We start from the raw sequence: 18,931 nt of genomic DNA, 5'->3' as shown, positions 1-18,931 counted from the left end.
AGGAATTCTGGCGTGAGTATTCCGCCAGATTTGGCACTTGAGGGCAAAAGGTTCAAGGAAGAACTGGCTGATGCGGCCTTGGCCGGCGGGATATTCGTCCCGTCGGGGCAATTTCCATCGGTTTTTGCGCGGTTGCTTTCCTTTCCGGCCATCGTGCGCTAGGCGGGCGTATGTTTTGGATATCGCGTCCATTGCCCGAGCGTGCCAGATCGCTTGAAGCGTCGCTGACGGCAGCCTGCTCATGTCTGATTGGCCTGGTGCTGCTGGCGATGCTGTGCCTTGGCCGGCCCGATGTTCCCACTTTCGCGGACCCTGCCCAGACCGGCTCCAGCGTTGGCCTGGAACGGTCGGGCGAGGTCGCGGCGCTGCTGCGTGTCACCAACAAGGCGCAGGCGCTGGAGGTTCGCGCAGCCCGGCCGGTGCTGGCCAAGTTCACCGGCTCTCATCCGGCCCTGCCGGCTCCGCAAGCCATTCTCCTTTATTTGGACCGGATTTCCCCGGCCGCTGCCGTTGCTCGATCAGGCACGGGTTCCGCTCCCCGTGCGAGCACCAACCAGCCGCGTGCGCCGCCGTCCACGCAGGTCTGAGCGGTCCAGGACCGCACGTTCATCTCCATTCCAATTCATTTGCGTCGCGACCCGTGCGGCAGCCTTCAGCCGTGCATGGGTTGCGTGGCGCGTCATTTCCGGATCATGCAATGCAACAACGTATCAAGACATTCAAAAGCCTGACGCGTGCGGCCTCGGCTGCTTCCTTTCTGTCCGTCCAGGCGTTCATCTGTATCGGAACCATCTATTGGGCGATCGCCGAGACGCTCTATCTGTCGGGAACCGGGGCGCTCGTCCTTGGTGCCCTGTTCGCCTTGCCGTCGGCCTATGTTCTCTTGACGGTGGTGCGCATGGCTTTCGATGCGGAGACCGACCCGGCCAATCAATAGTGGCGCCGTCGAGTGAAAAGTTCTGCCGGACTGGCTGGTGCCGGCAGGACTTTCCTCGGCCTGTCCGCAGCAAAAACGGCCGTTTCCGCAGTGACGACACATTTGCGTGGCACTGAGTGGACAAAGCAACTTTTGACGACGAACGGCGTTGCCGGGGCGACGGGGTTCGGGAGATTGCGGATGGATAGATTGCAATTCGAGGTGCCGGTGCGCATTGCGCAAGGCCCCGGCTTGCCCGTCGAGGAGATTTACAGCGTCGAGCAGGCGCTGGATTTCCTCCAGGACTGGCCGGCGCCCCGGCAGGGACCGGTGTATCAGAAAGCCTTCAATGCCTGCTTCGGCGCCACGGTGGACGTGGTCAAGACCGAGGATGCCTGCCGGGCGTTCATGGCGTTCTGCCGCGTCACCGGACTGATGGCCAGCGACATGATGGCGCCGCGTAAGCGTGGCGGCGAGGCAAGCGTGCTGCGGGCCTGAGGGCTGCTTCGCCTGTTCCGATCGACCAACTCCGCTTTCTCAACCAACTTGGCTTGAATGTGCGTGGTGATCTCGTGCCTGGATCGTCATCTGCATTTCCTCGCACGATGATGCATCGACAGCGGCGTTAAGCTTCCGTTTCCACCTTGGCGGCTACGCCATTGCTTGTTCAGCAATGGTTGATTCGTTGCGCCAGTTCAGGTTTGGAAGATGTCCCCAGAAAAAGTCCGTGCATTCCCGATCGACCGTCAGCTGTTCTTGGTCAGGGAAGTTGCAGCTAGGCTAGACAATCTGCATGGCGAGCCGGCAGCCTCGTTCTGGCGGGCTAAAGCGGCCGAGTTGCTTGACCTGGTTGTCGGGTCGGGCAGGGACAGAGCAACCGCCAGTGATGAAGTGCGCAGGTTTTTCCTGGCCGTACAGAGAGAGCTTTCGGCTGGACTGGCGACTAAGTCGGTTCCAATTCTTTCCGCCTGAAGAAAATATTTCCTTCCAGGCAGCATCGGGCTGCGCCTTGGTTGTCCAGGGACGGCCGAGGACGCGGTCACCGTCAACGGGCGGAGATGGCGTTCGATGAGGCTGACATCGAAGCGACATCGCGCGACCTCGATACATCAAAGTTGAATGCGGAGAATTCGCTTCGTTGCTAATAATAAGGTGGCGGGGGTTGCTCGGGAGGAGCGCCCATGGAAATACGAGACCTCGTTGCCAGGATATCAGCTGGGCTGCTGAAGCGCCGTGGCAATGCCCTATCGCTGTCCATCAAGCCTATTCGCGCATCCTTGGCGGACATTCCCTTTAGATCGCGGCCAAAGCCCGCGCATCGCCCACCGCCTCCAATTCGTCCTGCCAGCAACATGTAGTTCGAGGGCTTTTGCCCAGGCGGAAGGTGCCGCGCCGTGCTGACGTCAAGCGCCGTGTGAGTTTCTTGCTCATCGCGACGTCTGCATGCACCGATCAGCCGACGACCCACTGTTTGAAGCCAATCGAAGCCGTCATCAAAAATGAACCGAACTTTTTAGCCGTTCCTTCATATATGCATGCTTTCTAATTTAAGTTATGATTTTCAATTGCTTCACCCGAATTCGGATCATGGCGACCGGTATATGCCGGAGCACACGGGCGAATGTTGCCACCATCTTCGCCCTTAGCCTGCCGATCGTCGTCGGCGCGGCCGGCTTTGGCGTGGAGACGTCCTACTGGTACTACAACAGCCTCAGACTGCAAGCGACGGCCGACGCCGCGGCCTATGCCGGCGCACTCGAACAGATATCAGGGTCCGACCAGCCGACGATCGTCGCGGCGGCGACCCAGTCGGCCGCGACCAATGGGCTGGGTTCAGGCACGATCGTCGTCAACACGCCGCCGGCGTCTGGGCCGAATACGACGAAGAAAGCGGTCGAGGTGATCGTCGGTCAGAAGCTCGACCGGATATTCACCTCGATCTTCACACAAGGCCAGGTTCCCGAACAGGCGAGGGCGGTAGCGCTTATCACCGACGCCTCCAAGGCCTGCGCGCTCGCGCTCGATCCATCCACTTCGCAGGCGGTGCTGTTTTCCGGCAACACCAGCGTCAAGTTCTCCCACTGCGTTGTCATGGCCAATTCGATCGCCTCGGACGCCATCAAGCTTCAGGGCTCGGCGGCCCTCAATGTCGATTGCCTGATATCAGCGGGCGGTGTCTCTCTCAGCAACCCCGTAACGACCGTCTGTGCGGCTCCGATTACCCAGGCGCTGCCTGCAGCCGATCCATTCGCCGGCCTGCCGACCCCTGCCGCCTCGAACCCCTGCCAGAACGACAACAAGGCGACGCTCAGTCCAGGTACCTATTGCAGCGGCATGACGCTGAAGGGCAATGTCACGCTTTCGCCCGGCGTCTATGTCGTCCAAGGCAACTTCAAGATCAACGCCAACGCAGTGGTCACCGGCAGCGGAGTGACCATCTTCATGTCGGGCAGTTCGACCGTCAGCATGAATGGCAATGCCTCCGTGCAGCTCAGCGCACCGACCTCGGGCACTTATTCCGGCGTGCTGTTCTACGGCGATAGGACCGGCAACAGCGCATCCAGCACATTCAACGGCACTGCAGACTCGCTGCTGACCGGGGCTATTTACTTCCCCAAACAGCAAGTCAGCTACCTTGGCAACTTCTCGGGCAACAGCGGCTGCACCCAGGTTGTCGCCAGTACGATCCAATGGTCCGGCAACTCCACCATCAGCCAGGATTGCACGAGCCTCGGAATGCGCGACATTCCGGCGACGCAGTCCGTCGCGCTGGTCGAGTAGCCGCCCGTGGAACGCCGATCAAAGCCGACCCTTGGCGACGATACGGGCGTTGCCGCGGTCGAGTTCGCGATGGTCCTGCCTTTCCTGTGCGCGGCGCTGCTCGGTATCATAGACGGCTGGTCCTATGTGACGAGTTCGCTGTCGATGCGTGCCGGCGTCAAGACCGCCGCGAACCTGATCATGGAAGGATCGACCGATGATACGGCGACGCAGGCCGTTGCCATTTCGAGCTGGGAGAAACGGCCGGCGGACGGCCAGGTCACGCTAAGCCGGATCTATATGTGCGGGACGACCGTGGTCGACGCCTCCACTCTGTGCAGCGGACCAAAGGTGCCGTCGGTCTATGTTCAGATCCAGGCATCGGCCACCTGGACGCCGCCCTTCACCTTCGGCGTCTTTTCCGCTCCCAGCGTCATCGGCCATCTGGAGGTGATCCGTGTTCGCTAGGGCGTCTCACCGTTTCGCGGAAATGGCGAAACGCCCTAGCTCTTTGTCTAGCCGCGATTCCCAAGCGAAAGCGCTGCGCGCTTTTCCCTGGACAACCGGCTCACACTTTTCCTGGAATTGCGCCAGGCAAGGCGCCTTCCGGCGAGATCGATCGGGCGGGGCCGGGTTGGAGTTCGCGCTGATCGCACCGTTCCTCATCATATTGCTGTTCGGGATCTTCGCCTTGGGCTGGTCGATGCATTCGGTGTCCAGCGTTCGCTATACGCTGGAGACATCATCGCGCTCGCTGCAGCTTCAGAACACGCTGACCCAGGCTGACATCCAATCGATCGCCACACAGAAATTGCAGGCCTTGGGTCTGAAGGATGTGAACGTGACGATCGCCATCGACCCGGCAAGCGGCGGTTTCCGCATGGCGCATCTGACCGCCACCTATGCCTTCGTCGTCGATTTTCCTTACCTCAACACCTTTCCGATCAACTACGCCACCACCGTCAGCGTGCCGCTGGTCGGCGGTTAGTGACATACGGCGCTGACGCGAGCTTCCTCGTTTCAGCCGGCATGGTCCAGCAGTCTTATTGTGGTGTCACGGCGATGTTCGGAATTGGCGCGATCGATGCCTTCCACGGTGATCGCGTAGGTTCCGTTCTCGATCCTTCCAATCCAGCCCTTGGCTTTCAGGTACCAGAGATGAAACTCAAGATGTTCTCGTGGACAGCCTGACAAACGTTCGATTTCTGTATCGCCAATGCCGGGATTGTTTACGTCTTGCCGGCGTTTGACATAGAGCAGCGAGAGCAATTTCGCTTGAATGGCCACATCGCGTTCGATGGTTGTGTTGTTGCTGGCTTCCCCAATCAGCTCCGTTCGCAGATTCAAATGGTCTTTGTGCCGGATATCATATTGCGCGCGCTTCACAGGATCCTTGAGCACATTGTGGGCTTCCAGGATTTCGCTAAAGCGTGACTCATCGCCGGTGTCCTGGTTGTCAGGATGGTAGCGCATTGCAAAATAGCGGAATACCCGTTCTATCGTTTCCGAGTTGGCATTCGGGCTGATTTCCAGGAGTTCGTAGTAATCAACGAACAAGATGGCGCCCCCACAATTTGGCTATTGCGCACACCGTCGAGAGCATGGCTGCTGAAGGCAAGGAACGACAGTCCTCAACTTGCGGCTTGGATCGGCGCGAACCGAAGCTGGTCGAGAGAATCCGCGCGTGACATTGCAATCAGGCGCGCAACGGCGAAGGCGGCCAGAATGATGAAAACAGCTGTGAGGTTAAGGAAGGCGGGTGATGCAAAAATGCTCCCGCTCGGATCATAACAGCTCAGTTCCATGGCGCTCTACCCCTTCAGCGACCTGATGGTTTGGATCATGATCCGGCTTTATGAGGAACACAAGCGCTTGCTAATAAGATGGTTGATGCGGTTGCTCCGGGACTCAAGGCAAGGGCGGCTGAGATATTCGGCAAATAGGGGGTGGAGCTCAGTACACGAAAGTCTGGTGCACCCAAGGGGAATCGAACCCCTGTTACCGCCGAAAGGGCGGGCTTTGTGAGGGTTCCTGGAAAGAAGGCGCCGTCGGCCTCGAAATCGATCGCGCCTAGTGGGCGGCGCCTGAGCAGGCCGGACGATGCGGCCGCGTAGCGGCGACCGGTCCTTCTGTCCCGTAATAGATCAATTGTCGCTGGCACAACAATTGCATTGTCTGCGAAGCCGGCTGTTGGGACCGGCAATTGGGGCGAGGTTGGGGCAGGCCTCGCCGCTTCGCAAATGGAGCGGCGAGGTTTCTGCGTTCTAGCAGAGTGCAGGTGCAACCAGAGACACAGCGACTGGCCATAGGCGGCGCCAGGACGCGCGGGAAGCCTCTGCCGCGTAGGACAGCGCCAGCGGGAGACGCGCGCTGGTGCGCCAATCAGGCGGCTTAACGCCTCACCTGAGGATAAAGTACAGCGGAACGAGTATCGAGAATGCCGCGATAGCGGTCAGAAAAATGTCTGTGGTCATGAGCCCCCGCTCGGAATTTCACGACCATCTCACATTCAATTAGCTAAAATGCAAATGAACTCGCGGCCGGCCTGTCATGGGATGGACCGGCGCCGCCGCCCACGGCTGGGCAGGCCAACAGGCGCCCGAGGAGGTCGGGCCTAACCGACGGGCTGTTTTGTGAGCAACAGCGACGCCGGCTGGTCAATATATGTGCACATGCTAATGTAATTGCAGCATACGAATGAAGGAGCAGCCTTACCGGCGAAATGATGTCGATCCGCGACGAACTGCAGGAGCTTTGGGAGATCTACGTTGCGGCTTATCGGGCCGGCGATGCTGCCGGTTGTGCGGCGGTATTCACCTCTGACGCGGAATTGCATTCTCCCTATGCGCCGCCGGCTCGCGGCCGCGCGGCGATAGAGGCGCTGCATGGCGTCTGGACCCAATACGCCACCCCCGACAAAACATTAGCCATATTGGAGGCGGGGGCATCCGGGCAACTGGCATGGTCTCTTGCGGCCTATTCGGAGGGTGAGGCGACCGGGAACGGAACTTCACTCAGCGTTTTTGAGCGACAGGCTGCTGGCGGACGCTGGCTGATCCGCATGTGCAGCCTCAACAGCACCGATCCCGGCCAATGACCGACAAGCTGGCCTACCTCGTCAGCGTCTTCGACAAGGCGCACGGGCGCAGTATCCTGACTACGCAGGATGAAGGTGAAGCCCAGGCGCCGGAGCAGGCGATGCTTCACGATGGCGCGCGAGGGCTCGGGTCGAGGAGATCACCCCGAAGCCGAAGCCAAAGGGTTCGGCGCAGACGGCGACATGCCCGGTGACGGGATGGCGTATCTCTGAAAGGTCCGCCGCATCAGACCTGCCGGATTAGGCGCGGGTGACGCCCATCGTGCACGCGAAATTGTTTGCTTTGCCATTCTGACCGATTCCTTGGAATCGGCCCAAAAATTGGACAGTAAGGACAGGGAGGTCGCAAAGTGTTTGAAAGGTCTGGTACGCCCAAGGGGAATCGAACCCCTGTTACCGCCGTGAAAGGGCGGTGTCCTAACCGCTAGACGATGGGCGCGCTCAGACGAAGCGGCTTATACTGACGTTGTGCGCAACCGGCAACCCGTCAGGTGCCGGCTTGGACAACTTTTTTCCGAGGCTTTGGAATCGGGGGCTTCATCACCCACCGCGCGGCTTGGTGACTAGCGAAAACGCCCATTGCTTCGTTATTCCAGGGCGGAGCAAAGAGCAAAGCGACGCGGCGCAGACCTAGAATCCATGCCGCGACTTCAAGGCGTTGCAACGGTGCGGAATTCTGCTCGGCTGCGCCCTTCAACCAAGGTCACACAGGATCCTCGGGTCTTCGCGACGGCGCTTCGCTCCTGCTCCGCCCGTGGATGACGAAGTTGGGGGATGCTCGGGCCAATGTGGAAAGTCCACTGGAACGATATTGATGGCACGACCTGGCTGCTCTGGCCCGTCAAATCGCGCCGTTCAGCCGTCACCACCGCCGCTTCGCCTGCGGCAGCGCCAGTTCCAGTCGCGCTCGGGTCCGACGTCGACATGTACCGATTCGGTATGGCAATAGGTGCCGACGCCACCGCGGCCGGGCATGGTCCTGATGTAGTTCGCCAGTTCCCATTTGGAAACGCCGGGCACCTGAATGTCGGCGGCGGCGCAGTACATGTGCAGCGAGTTCTTGGCGCCGTTGGCGCGGCGGTTGCGGGCAGGGTCGCGGTAGCCTGACGTGACCACCATCTTGCGGCCATAATGGCCTTCGATCGTCTTCAGCACGCGCACCAGCGACGGCTTCAGGCAGGCGACATCGACGCTTTCGTTCTGCTTCAGCAAGCCGTTGGGCGCGAGCCGGGCCATGCCGGCGGCGGACGCAACCTGATAGCTGCCGCCGATTGGACCCTCGTCCTCATTGAGGTCGACGTCGCTTTCGTCGTCGAGGCCGGATTTTCGCTTGATCTCGAACAGGGCGGTCTGGCGCACACCAGGCAAGGCATCGCTGCCGGTGATATGACCGGCGTCGTCACCGGTCGAGGCCAACTGTATCGGCTTTGCCGGGGAGTCGGCCGAGGCCAACGTGATGATCGGCTTTGCCGCCGCCGCGGGTTTGGCCTGTGCGGTCGGCTGTTCGCCCGATCGCGTGTTGATGAGCGGAGCCGGTGTGGCCGAAGCGGGCGTGGCGCCGAACATCGAGGCCAGGAAGCCACGTTTCTTTGGCGCCTCGGCTTGTGGCGCCTCACCCGCGGTCACATAGACCGGATTGTTCATCACCGGCGCCGCGGCCGGCTTTGGCGTTGTCACCGCGGCATCGGCGGCGGCGATCTTCTGGGCGACCGCGTCTGTCTGCTGCGCCGTCTGGGCCGGCTGCTGCAAGGCCTGCGGCGTTTGTCCCGCGATCGTTTCAGCGCCGGCCGGCGTTATCAGCGGAAAGGCTGCTTGCGGCTTGGCGATCGGTACGTAAGCGACTTTTTCGGGGAGCGCGGTGTCGCCTTCGCTCATCACGGTCGTTTGCGTGGCCGTTGTCTGCGAAGTCGAATCGGCGGAGGCGATGGGCTTGCCGGTGGCGGCCGCGTTAACGTCGGAGGCGGAGGCATTGTAGCCGGGCATTCCGACCGACATTGTCGGGTCGCCGGCCGATGTGCAGGAGGCCAGGAGCACACAGCAGAGCGCTGCCAAGATGGCGCTGCGTTCTCCCTTTGCGAGGCTCCATCCTGCTGATTTCAAAGTCAAATTCCCCCTCGATGTCCGGTCGGTACGTCCTTGGCGCAGCACTGGAAGTCGCTGTCCAAGGTCACCTTTGTCTCCGATCCGGAAACGAGACCTGTGTCAAATCCGCAAGCCTGGAAGTATTTTTGCAGCGATTGCCGAATTACGGCTGCTTGATGGTTGACGACACCATTTCGCCCGCTTTTGACGGGCCGTCAACTCACCAGACATTACAGTCCGTTACACACGCACCTTCACATAGCTGCCGGGAGCATCGCCCAAGGTTTTCATATGCTTGCCGGGTTTGCGGGCAGGCACGCGGGTGTCGTCCTTGGCCTCGATCCAGCTTTGCCAGTGCGGCCACCACGACCCGGGATGCTCAGCGGCCGTGGCAATCCATTGGCCGAAATCGCCTTCCGGTTTGCCGCCGGACCAATACTGGTACTTGCCGGAGGCGGGCGGATTGACGACACCGGCAATGTGGCCCGATCCCGCCATCACATAGTCGACCTTGCCGCCGAAATATTTCGAGCCGAGGAAAACGGACAGCGCCGGCGCGATGTGATCTTCCCGCGAGGCGAGGTTGTAGACCGGAATGGTGATATCGCCGAGCGAGATCGTATGCCCCGCCAGTTCCATCTTGCCGCGCGAGAGGTTGTTCTCGAGATAGCAATTGCGCAGGTAGAAGGAATGGTTGGCCGCCGCCATGCGGGTCGAGTCGGCATTCCAGTAGAGCAGGTCGAAGGGCAGGGGATCCTTGCCGCGCATGTAGTTGTTGACGACATAGGGCCAGATCAGGTCGCCGGAGCGCAGCATGTTGAAGGCGGTCGCCATCTTGGTGCCGTCGAGATAGCCCTTCTCGTTCATCGACTTCTCCACCGCCGCGACCTGTTCCTCGTCGACGAAGACTTTCAGGTCGCCGGCATAGGTGAAGTCGACCTGCGTGGTGAAGAAGGTCGCCGACTTGATGCGGTCGTCGCCTTCCTGTGCCATCAGAGCTAGCGCCGCCGCCAGCAGCGTACCGCCGACGCAGTAGCCGATCGCGTTGACATCGCGCTCGCCGGTCGCCTCCTCGATCGTGTCGAGGCCATATTGCAGGCCTTCTCTGATATAGGCTTCCCATCCCTTCGCGCCGTGGCGCTCGTCCGGATTGATCCAGGAGATGACGAAGACGGTGTGGCCCTGCTCGATCGCCCAGCGGATGAAGGATTTCTGCGGGTTGAGGTCGAGTATGTAGAACTTGTTGATCCAGGGCGGGCAGATCAGCAACGGGCGTTTCAGCACCGTCTCGGTCGCCGGATCATACTGGATGATCTCGGCGACATCGCTGCGGCCGACCACCTTGCCGGGTGTGGTGGCGATGTTCCTGCCGATCTCGAAGGGCGAATAGTCGGCCTGGCGCAGTTTCAGGTCGCCCTTGCCGGCGGCGATATCCTCGGCCAGCATCTTCATGCCGCGCACCAGGTTCTCGCCGTTGGAAGCGACGGTCTCGCGGAAAAGCTCGGGGTTGGTCAGGATGAAATTCGACGGCGAGATGGCATTGGACACTTGCTTGACGTAGAAGCTCGCCTTGTGGCGGGTGTGCTCGTCCAGACCTTCGGCGTGCTCGACCAGTTCGGACGCCCAGCGCGAGGTGACCAGATAGGCCTGCTTGAGGAAATCGAAGAAGGCGTTGCGGCCCCATTCCGGGTCCTGGAAACGCTTGTCGCCGCGCTCCGGCTTGACGGCGTCGTCGGGGCCTTCGGCGTTGGGGCTGACGCGTTGGATGGCGTTTGCCCACACGGTCATGTAGCCGGCGAACAGCCGCGTCTGTGCTTCGAGCGCGCGCTGCGGGTCGGCGAGCCAGTATTCGCTCAGCTTGGAAAACGTCTTGACCATGTCGACGACCGGCTCGGCGACGTGGTCGCGCACTTCGCCGCGCTCGCGCGGTTCGGCCCAGGCGGACGCCGCCTTGCCGGCCTGCTCGATCATGCGCGCCATGTTCAACGCGAAGCGCTCCGGATCCTTCACCAGATATTGCTCGACGGTCGAAGGCTCGTCATCTTCCGTTTTGCCCGAATCGGGTGTTTTGGACATGGTTCGCGGGGTTCCTCCGGAAGCGTTTTCTTGACATATTAACATGGGACATCCGACAGGGTCCAATCTCGCTCTACCGCGGCTGCCAAGGAAACAATATGACGATTAATATTGGCGAGACTGTTTTTTTTGATGCCGCACGCTTTTGCCGCATCGGCGCGGCGATCGTGCTTTTGGGGATCGCCGGGTGTTCGAGCACGAATACCAACGCTCCTGTGCCGATGGCCGACAATGCAGGTCCAAAGGATACCGGCACCTTTCCGAACCTCAACGTCCCGCCCAAAGTGGCGAACAAGCAGCTGACGCAGGCCGAGACGAACGCCAAGCTCGCCGAACTCAAGGCTGATGGCGGCGCGCAGGGCGCCAAAAGCGGCGGCGGCGCTGCGGTCTCCAATCAGGCGGCTTTGGCGGACCTGGCCACGAAACATGGTCCGCAGACGCTGAAGCAGATCGAAGGCAAATGTGATCCCGCCCTCGACCCTACCTGCAAATGAGTATATAGCGCGCGCCCATAGCCCCTTTTGCTGTCTGGAACTGCCATGGAAGAGTTTCACAAGGTCCGCAGGCTTCCGCCTTACGTGTTCGAGCAGGTCAACCGGCTCAAGGCCAGCGCCCGTTCGCGCGGCGCCGACATCATCGACCTCGGCATGGGCAATCCGGACCTGCCGACGCCCAAGGCCATTGTCGACAAATTGTGCGAAGTGGTGCGCGATCCGCGCACGCATCGCTATTCCTCCTCACGCGGCATTCCCGGCCTGCGCCGCGCCCAGGCGGCTTATTATCAGCGCCGCTTCGGCGTGAAGCTCAACCCCGACACGCAGGTGGTGGCCACGCTCGGCTCGAAGGAAGGCTTCGCCAACATGGCGCAGGCGATTACCGCGCCTGGCGACGTCATCCTGTGCCCGAACCCGACCTATCCGATCCACGCCTTCGGCTTCATCATGTCGGGCGGCGTCATCCGCTCGCTGCAGGTCGAGCCGGACGATGGTTTCATTCCAGCGCTGGAACGCGGCGTTCGCCACTCGATCCCGAAGCCGCTGGCGCTGATCCTCAACTATCCGTCGAACCCGACGGCACTGGTCGCGTCGCTCGACTTCTACAAGGACGTGGTGGCGTTCGCGAAGAAGAACGACATCATCATCCTGTCCGACCTTGCCTATTCGGAGATCTATTTCGACGGCAACCCGCCGCCTTCGGTGCTGCAGGTGCCGGGCGCCATCGATGTCTGCGTCGAATTCACCTCGATGTCGAAGACCTTCTCCATGCCCGGCTGGCGCATGGGTTTTGCCGTCGGCAATGAGCGACTGATTTCGGCGTTGACCCGGGTGAAGTCTTATCTCGACTACGGCGCCTTCACGCCGATCCAGGTGGCCGCGGCCCATGCGCTCAACGGCGACGGCGCCGATATCGCCGAGGTGCGCGAGGTCTACCACAAGCGCCGCGACGTGATGGTCGATTCCTTCGGGCGCGCCGGCTGGAACATTCCAGCTCCCGCCGCCTCGATGTTCGCCTGGGCGCCGATCCCCGAACCGTTCAAGCATCTCGGTTCGCTCGAATTCTCCAAGCTGCTCATCGAGCACGCCGATGTGGCGGTGGCGCCCGGTGTCGGCTTCGGCGAACATGGCGACGATTTCGTGCGCCTGGCGCTGGTCGAGAACGAGCACCGGATCCGCCAGGCGGCGCGCAACATCAAGCGCTTCCTGTCGACCAGCGCCAAGCAGCCCAACAATGTGGTGCCGCTGTCCGCCCACCGGTAAGCAAAAATTCGATCTGATTTTGAGGGACGTCGCCTTCCATGGCTGAAGCTCTGCGTGTTGGAATTGCCGGACTTGGCACGGTCGGCGCATCGGTGGCGCGGGTGCTGCGCGACAAGGCAGCGGAGCTGACCCGGCAATGCGGGCGCGACATCGTCGTGTCGGCGGTTTCCGCGCGTGACCCGAAACGCGACCGTGGCGTCGATGTCAGCGCCGCAAAATGGTTCGACGATCCGGTCAAGATGGCACAGATCGCCGACATCGACGTGTTCATCGAACTGATCGGCGGCGACGAGGGGCCGGCGCGCCTGTCGGTCAAGGCGGCGCTCGAAGCCGGCCGCCACGTCGTCACCGCCAACAAGGCGCTGCTCGCCAAGCATGGCGTGGCGCTGGCCGAGATCGCCGAGAAGAAGGGCGTGCTGCTCAACTACGAGGCGGCGGTGGCGGGCGGCATTCCGGTCATCAAGACGATGCGCGAGGCGATGGCCGGCAATTCGGTCAATCGCGTGTTCGGCATTCTCAACGGCACCTGCAACTACATCCTCACCCGCATGGAGGCCGAGGGCATTTCGTTCGACGCCTGCCTGAAGGACGCGCAGCGACTGGGTTACGCCGAGGCTGATCCGACCTTCGACATCGAGGGCCACGACACCGCGCACAAGCTGTCGATCCTGACCAGCCTTGCCTTCGGCACCAAGATCGCCGCCAACGACATTTATATGGAAGGCATTTCCAACATCACCCAGGCCGACATCCGTGCGGCCGGCGATCTCGGCTACCGGATCAAGCTGCTCGGCGTTGCCCAGCGCACCGAAAGCGGCATCGAGCAGCGCGTGCACCCGACCATGGTGCCGACCGCTTCCGTCATCGCGCAGGTGCATGGCGTCACCAATGCGGTGGCGATCGAGACCGACATTCTTGGCGAATTGTTGCTTTCAGGCCCCGGCGCCGGCGGCAACGCCACTGCCTCGGCCGTCATCGGCGACATCGCCGACATCGCTAAGAGCCGGCCCGGCTTCCAGCACGGTCCGGTCTTCGGCCTGCCGGCGAAGGAGCTCAGGCCCTACAAGAAGGCGCAGATGCGCAGCCATGCCGGCGGCTACTTCATCCGGCTGACCGTGCATGATCGCATCGGCGTCTTCGCCGCGATCGCCAAGCGCATGGCCGACAACGATATTTCGCTGGAATCGATCGTTCAGCATGCGGTCAGCGGCGAGGCGGCGGCGCAGAAGACGGTGATCCTCGTCAGCCACGAGACCACCGAGGCGGCCGTGCGCAAGGCCGTCGACGGCATCACCAAGGACGGTCACCTGACCGACAAGCCGCAGGTCATCCGCATCGAGCGGGCAGGGTAGTCGTCCCCCGGCGGGTAACGTCCTCGCTGGTCTTGCGGTCGACAGATGGCGACCTGCCATAACCGGCCGGAACGAATTCGTTGCGGCGCCGTTCTCTTGGTCAGCAACCAAGGGAGCCGCTTCATGGCCGATACCAGCAAGCCCGACACCCCATCCATCGACGATATCCAGAAAACGCTGGAAAAGCAGATCGCTGAACTGCGCAAGGAGATCACCAAGATCAACAAGAGCATTTCGGCAAGGGGCGCGGAAATGCTCGATGATGCCAGCGAACAGGCTTCGGATTTTTATGAGACGGCCGCGGCACGTGCATCGCGCACGGCACAGCAGCTGCGCAGCCAGGCTCAGGCGGTTTCGGAAGTCGCGCGCGAAAACCCGGGCACGACAACCGCCTTGGTCGGCGTGATCGGCCTGCTTGGTTTTCTGGCCGGGATTGCCGTCGGCCAGTCGATGAACAACGACACGCCGCGCCGTTGGTATTGAGCGTGCCGGTAATGGGCCGGCATTGCCGGCTCGTTTTTCTGTTTCAGGAATTCATTTGAAGGAGGGCATCGTGGCTTCATCCATGTTGATCGGCATACTGATCACATTCCTCGTCATCATTCTCGTTCTCTATCTCGTGCAACGCCTGCCGCTCGACGCCAGGATGCGGCAGATCGTGCAGGTCATCGTCATCATCATCGGCATCATTTCGCTGCTCAGATATCTCGCGGTTTTCTAGATCGCGAGAGCCGTCGTTTGTGCTTCTCCAAGGCGGCCCGGTCGTTTCCGACCGGGCCGCAATCGTGGCGGAAATGCGGTTCAATCGATTGATATTGCTGACCTTTCGATAAAACGTCCGGCAAGTCTTGCCGTTGTCATGCTCGTTTGACAAAACAGGCGCGCCTCCGGCGGGAGGCGGTATGCCAACGAGGATTTGCCGAACATGAATGTGGCCCAGAACATCGTCGCCGGCCTTGACCGGATACTCACCATGGAACTGGTGCGCGTCACCGAAAGGGCCGCCGTGGCCGCCGCCAGGCTGCGCGGCCGTGGCGACGAAAAGGCTGCCGACCAGGTCGCTGTCGACGCCATGCGCCAGGAGCTCAACCGTCTTGCCATCAAGGGCACGGTGGTGATCGGCGAGGGCGAGCGCGACGAGGCGCCGATGCTCTATATCGGCGAAGAGGTCGGCACCGGCAAAGGTCCGGCAGTCGACATAGCGCTCGATCCGCTCGAAGGCACGACGATCTGCGCCAAGAACCTGCCCAACGCGCTTGCCGTCATCGCCATTGCCGAGAAGGGCAGCCTGCTGTTCGCACCCGACGTCTATATGGACAAGATCGCCATTGGTCCGGGCTATGCCGAAGGCGTCATCGATATCGATGCTTCTCCGGCCGAGAACATCGCGAGCCTGGCGCGAGCCAAGGGTGTCGCGGTGTCCGACGTCACCACCTGCATCCTCGACCGGCCGCGCCACGCCAAGCTGATCGATGCCGTGCGCGCCACGGGAGCCGCGATCCGGCTGATCGGCGACGGCGATGTCGCCGGCGTCATCCACACCACCGACCCGGAGGAGACCGGCATCGACCTCTATCTCGGCACCGGCGGCGCCCCGGAAGGCGTGCTGGCCGCGGCCGCATTGCGCTGCACCGGCGGCCAGATGCAGGGCCGGCTGATCCTCGATACGCCGGACAAGGTCGCGCGCGCCGCCAAGATGGGCATTTCCGATCCGAAGCGGATCTACCATGCGGAAGACATGGCGCGCGGCGACGTGCTGTTCGCGGCCACCGGCGTCACCGACGGCAACATGCTGGCCGGCGTCAAGTTCGGCCGCACCTATATCACCACCCACACCATCGTACTGCGCTCATCGTCGCGGACCGTGCGCGAGATCAAGGCGCGGCATCAGGATCTGGATAAATTCTAGAGCTCCTTGCGAAGCTGCACCGTAGTTGCTAGCCCTTGGCTGCATCTGAACCCTGGCGGCGCAAGGATTGACGATGAATGTGTTCGACTGGCACGCGGATCCGATTTCGCGTGCCACGCCCATCACGAAATCCTATCGCAACACCCAGAATGTGCGCCGCTATTTCACCCGCGAATGCGGCGATACGTTCAGGTTCGATCGGCCTTTCATGGCCTGGCTAAAGGACGGTCGGGACAAGACAATGGGCGACGCCGCCGACGAATGGATCCGGCGTCTGGCTGAAAAGCGGAAAGCGTAGTTTTTGTTGAATTCTCCTGCGACGCCACCCGCCGCGAACCGCCTGGTTTTGCCTGTCTTCGGCCCTAAAGCGCGTCGCGTTCACGCGCAGCACTTTAGGCTGTTGTCTGCGCATGTCGTTAGCCCAAAACCGCTGCACATTTTCGGGCGACATGCTCTATCCTGCGGCCAACCATGAATTGGCAAAGCGCATAATGGGCGAAAGGCGCCTTTTCCTCGATGTCAGGCAGTCGGCGACCGGTCTCTCCTGGGAGCACCGGCTGACCGAACGGCAGGACATGGTCGCGCTTGCCATCGCGCAAGGTCATGGCGTGCCCGACATTGTCGCGCGCGTTCTGGCCGGACGCGGCGTTACCGCCGACGAGACCGAGCGCTTCCTCGATCCGACGATCCGCGACCTGTTGCCCAATCCGGCGTCGCTGACCGACATGGACAAGGCCGCAACCCGCATCGCGGCGGCGGTGATGGCGCGGGAAAAGGTAGCGATCTTCGGCGACTACGATGTCGACGGCGCCGCCTCGTCGGCCTTGCTGAAGCGGTTTCTGGCACATTTCTCCATACCGTCGGAAATCTATATTCCGGACCGTATCTTCGAGGGTTACGGTCCCAATCCCGATGCCATGCGCGAACTCGTGTCGCGCGGCGCGACGCTGATCGTCACCGTCGATTGCGGCACCAACAGTGCCATTTCCGTCGATGCCGCCAACGAAGCCGGCGCCGATGTCGTGGTGCTCGACCACCATCAGGTCGGCGGGGCATTGCCGGCCGCGATTGCGGTGGTCAATCCAAACCGTGACGACGATCTTTCCGGGCAGGGGCATCTGTGTGCCGCCGGTGTCGTGTTCCTCGCCCTGGTGCAGACCGCGAAAATCCTGCGTGGCCTGAGCGATGTCGCGCCGCCAGACCTGCTTTCGCTGCTCGATCTCGTTGCGTTGGCGACCGTTTGCGATGTGGTGCCGCTCACCGGCGTCAACCGTGCCTTCGTCGTCAAAGGGCTGCAAATGGCGCGCCAGCAGAAGAATGAAGGCTTGGCCGCATTGGCGCGGCTATCACGCATTGGCGAGCCGATCAGCACCTTCCATCTCGCCTATCTGATCGGGCCACGCATCAACGCCGGCGGCCGCATCGGCGATGCGGCGCTTGGCAGCCGGCTGCTTGCGACGGACGATCCGGTCGAAGCGCGGACCATCGCCGAGACGCTCGACCGACTGAACCAGGAGCGGCAGCTGATGGAGCAGGAGATGCTGGCCGCGGCGCGTGCCGAGGCCGATGCCGAGCTTGCCGGTGGCAGCGGCCCGGCGATCGTCGTCACCGCCAGCAACAATTGGCATCCCGGCATTGTCGGCCTGCTCGCCTCGAGGCTGAAGGATCATGCGCGCCGGCCGGCTTTCGCCATTGCCTTCAACGCTGTGGGCATCGGCACCGGTTCGGGCCGTTCTGTGTCGGGCTTCGACCTCGGCCGGCTGGTGCGCGAAGCCGCCGATGTCGGGCTGATCGTCAAGGGCGGCGGTCATGGCATGGCGGCCGGTATCACTGTGGAGCGCGCCAGGCTCGGCGAACTCAGGGCGTTCTTCGAGGAACGGGCGGCTGCCGACGTGTTTCGGCTACAGGACGAGGAGAGCCTGGCGATAGACGGCGCGCTTGCGGCCGAAGGCGCGACGCTCAGCCTGCTCGACGCGCTGGAAAAGGCCGGCCCCTTCGGCGCCGGCCACGTCGCGCCGGTTTTCGTGCTGCCGCGCCATAGGCTGGCCGACGCCCGGCCGGTCGGCACCAACCATATACGCTGCGAATTGCAGTCGGACAGCGGCGGCCGCATCCAGGCGATCGCCTTTCGTGCCGTCGATACGGTGCTTGGCGAATTCCTTTTCAAGAACCGTGGCAAGAGCGTGCATGTCGCCGGCTCGCTGTCTGGTAATTACTGGAACGGCAACCGCACGGTGCAATTCCGCATTGTCGATGCGGCGCGGGCGTAGCCGCGTCAGTATCTATGCAGCTTGGTTGGCCGGCGCATAACGCATTAGCGTCACGTCCTGGGGCAGGCTTTCCCTGCCAAGCGGTTTCAGCCTCAGCGACAGGCCGGACTGGAAGTACGGCTTGCCGCCCCCCAGCACGACCGGGTGCATGTACAGCCGGTATTCATCGATAAGCCCTGCTCGTGCCAGACCGGCGGCAAGATCGGCGCCGCCGAGGATGATGAGGCCATCCGTCTTTGACTTGAGCGATCTCACCGCGGTCTCGGCATCGCCATTCACCAGCCGGGCATTGGGCCCGACCTGCCGAAGCGTGGTCGAGAAGACGATCTTCGGCGTCTCTCGCCAGGCGCGGGCAAAGTCCCGCTCGACCTCGGTGGCGCCGGTCTCGCGCTCCGGGCTGTCCCAGAAGCGCATCGTCTCGTACATCCGCCGCCCGGCAAGGACTGCTGAGGCTTGCCTCATCATGTCATTGAAATGCTGATGCAATTCTGTCTCCGGCACCGGCAGTGCGATGTCTTCCTCCGATCGGGCGATATAACCGTCCAAAGAGGTGAGCATGGAATAAACGATTTTGGCCATCGGCGTGCCTCCGTATAGTAGACGCAGACCAGCATAACCAATTGCATTTTGCAATCAGTTATCGCGAGGCATGGCAAATTGCCGCCGCGCTCAAGGGTGCAGCATCACCCCAACGATGCGACGCAACGGAGGG

At 61.9% G+C, this 18,931-nt stretch carries 21 protein-coding genes and 1 tRNA gene; 17 read left to right on the top strand and 5 right to left on the bottom strand.

Annotated elements, in window-relative coordinates; translation table 11 throughout:
- The first annotated feature begins 12 nt into the window (after positions 1-12).
- The 8 genes from FJ546_RS31270 (at position 13) to FJ546_RS17095 (ending at position 4,664) form a co-directional block, all read left to right on the top strand.
- Positions 13-162, top strand: coding sequence for a hypothetical protein (locus tag FJ546_RS31270; RefSeq protein ID WP_181167970.1), 150 nt, complete (start codon positions 13-15; stop codon positions 160-162).
- A 29-nt stretch (positions 163-191) separates the two neighbouring features.
- Positions 192-587, top strand: coding sequence for a hypothetical protein (locus tag FJ546_RS17125; RefSeq protein WP_140890412.1), 396 nt, complete (start codon positions 192-194; stop codon positions 585-587).
- A 110-nt stretch (positions 588-697) separates the two neighbouring features.
- Complete coding sequence (locus FJ546_RS17120) at positions 698-937, top strand: hypothetical protein (protein WP_140890411.1); 240 nt, start codon at positions 698-700, stop codon at positions 935-937.
- A 180-nt stretch (positions 938-1,117) separates the two neighbouring features.
- The gene (locus FJ546_RS17115; RefSeq protein ID WP_140890410.1) at positions 1,118-1,414 is read left to right on the top strand and encodes a DUF982 domain-containing protein; all 297 of its coding nucleotides are present in this window, start codon (positions 1,118-1,120) and stop codon (positions 1,412-1,414) included.
- Between the two features lie 210 nt (positions 1,415-1,624).
- The gene (locus FJ546_RS31625; protein ID WP_140890409.1) at positions 1,625-1,888 is read left to right on the top strand and encodes a DUF6074 family protein; all 264 of its coding nucleotides are present in this window, start codon (positions 1,625-1,627) and stop codon (positions 1,886-1,888) included.
- Positions 1,889-2,470: 582 nt separating this feature from the next.
- The gene (locus FJ546_RS17105) at positions 2,471-3,697 is read left to right on the top strand and encodes a pilus assembly protein TadG-related protein (RefSeq protein WP_181167969.1); all 1,227 of its coding nucleotides are present in this window, start codon (positions 2,471-2,473) and stop codon (positions 3,695-3,697) included.
- 6 nt (positions 3,698-3,703) lie between these two features.
- Complete coding sequence (locus FJ546_RS17100; RefSeq protein ID WP_140890408.1) at positions 3,704-4,144, top strand: TadE/TadG family type IV pilus assembly protein; 441 nt, start codon at positions 3,704-3,706, stop codon at positions 4,142-4,144.
- 166 nt (positions 4,145-4,310) lie between these two features.
- Positions 4,311-4,664 carry a TadE/TadG family type IV pilus assembly protein gene (locus tag FJ546_RS17095; protein ID WP_140890407.1) on the top strand — a complete coding sequence of 118 codons (354 nt, stop codon included), beginning with the start codon at positions 4,311-4,313 and terminating at the stop codon, positions 4,662-4,664.
- Positions 4,665-4,696: 32 nt separating this feature from the next.
- On the opposite strand, the gene FJ546_RS17090 is transcribed toward FJ546_RS17095, so the two are convergent.
- Complete coding sequence (locus tag FJ546_RS17090; protein WP_140890406.1) at positions 4,697-5,233, bottom strand: J domain-containing protein; 537 nt, start codon at positions 5,231-5,233, stop codon at positions 4,697-4,699.
- Between the two features lie 1,168 nt (positions 5,234-6,401).
- On the opposite strand from FJ546_RS17090, the gene FJ546_RS17085 reads away from it, so the two are divergent.
- Entirely contained in the window at positions 6,402-6,773 is a 372-nt protein-coding gene (locus FJ546_RS17085) for a nuclear transport factor 2 family protein (RefSeq protein WP_246686869.1), read from the top strand.
- 364 nt (positions 6,774-7,137) lie between these two features.
- Here FJ546_RS17085 and FJ546_RS17080 read toward each other — a convergent pair.
- From FJ546_RS17080 to phaC, 3 genes are all read right to left on the bottom strand, one after another.
- Positions 7,138-7,212: transfer RNA gene (locus FJ546_RS17080), tRNA-Glu, on the bottom strand.
- 416 nt (positions 7,213-7,628) lie between these two features.
- A complete protein-coding gene (locus tag FJ546_RS17075; RefSeq protein ID WP_140890404.1) occupies positions 7,629-8,879 on the bottom strand; it encodes a YcbK family protein in 1,251 nt (416 codons plus the stop codon).
- 216 nt (positions 8,880-9,095) lie between these two features.
- Complete coding sequence (phaC, locus tag FJ546_RS17070; protein WP_140890403.1) at positions 9,096-10,931, bottom strand: class I poly(R)-hydroxyalkanoic acid synthase; 1,836 nt, start codon at positions 10,929-10,931, stop codon at positions 9,096-9,098.
- A 98-nt stretch (positions 10,932-11,029) separates the two neighbouring features.
- On the opposite strand from phaC, the gene FJ546_RS17065 reads away from it, so the two are divergent.
- From FJ546_RS17065 to recJ, 8 genes are all read left to right on the top strand, one after another.
- Complete coding sequence (locus FJ546_RS17065; RefSeq protein ID WP_140890402.1) at positions 11,030-11,425, top strand: hypothetical protein; 396 nt, start codon at positions 11,030-11,032, stop codon at positions 11,423-11,425.
- Between the two features lie 45 nt (positions 11,426-11,470).
- Complete coding sequence (locus FJ546_RS17060) at positions 11,471-12,688, top strand: LL-diaminopimelate aminotransferase (protein ID WP_019858471.1); 1,218 nt, start codon at positions 11,471-11,473, stop codon at positions 12,686-12,688.
- A 38-nt stretch (positions 12,689-12,726) separates the two neighbouring features.
- Positions 12,727-14,040, top strand: a complete 1,314-nt coding sequence (locus tag FJ546_RS17055; RefSeq protein ID WP_140890401.1) for a homoserine dehydrogenase — start codon at positions 12,727-12,729, stop codon at positions 14,038-14,040.
- Between the two features lie 123 nt (positions 14,041-14,163).
- Positions 14,164-14,523 carry a hypothetical protein gene (locus FJ546_RS17050; RefSeq protein WP_140890400.1) on the top strand — a complete coding sequence of 120 codons (360 nt, stop codon included), beginning with the start codon at positions 14,164-14,166 and terminating at the stop codon, positions 14,521-14,523.
- Between the two features lie 70 nt (positions 14,524-14,593).
- Entirely contained in the window at positions 14,594-14,761 is a 168-nt protein-coding gene (locus FJ546_RS17045) for a Thivi_2564 family membrane protein (protein ID WP_010909767.1), read from the top strand.
- Between the two features lie 204 nt (positions 14,762-14,965).
- Positions 14,966-15,949, top strand: a complete 984-nt coding sequence (gene glpX / locus FJ546_RS17040) for a class II fructose-bisphosphatase (RefSeq protein ID WP_140890399.1) — start codon at positions 14,966-14,968, stop codon at positions 15,947-15,949.
- A 73-nt stretch (positions 15,950-16,022) separates the two neighbouring features.
- Entirely contained in the window at positions 16,023-16,247 is a 225-nt protein-coding gene (locus FJ546_RS17035; protein WP_140890398.1) for a DUF6434 domain-containing protein, read from the top strand.
- A 190-nt stretch (positions 16,248-16,437) separates the two neighbouring features.
- Positions 16,438-18,219 carry a single-stranded-DNA-specific exonuclease RecJ gene (recJ, locus tag FJ546_RS17030; RefSeq protein ID WP_140890536.1) on the top strand — a complete coding sequence of 594 codons (1,782 nt, stop codon included), beginning with the start codon at positions 16,438-16,440 and terminating at the stop codon, positions 18,217-18,219.
- Between the two features lie 12 nt (positions 18,220-18,231).
- Here the strand turns inward: recJ and FJ546_RS17025 are convergent, their stop codons facing one another.
- Positions 18,232-18,798, bottom strand: coding sequence for a dihydrofolate reductase family protein (locus FJ546_RS17025; RefSeq protein WP_140890397.1), 567 nt, complete (start codon positions 18,796-18,798; stop codon positions 18,232-18,234).
- Positions 18,799-18,931 lie beyond the last annotated feature (133 nt).

The organism is Mesorhizobium sp. B2-4-19 (assembly GCF_006441315.1).
Taxonomy (GTDB): Bacteria; Pseudomonadota; Alphaproteobacteria; order Rhizobiales; family Rhizobiaceae; genus Mesorhizobium.
Note: the sequence above shows the minus strand (reverse complement) of the source record. Positions and strands in the feature narration are given on the sequence as shown.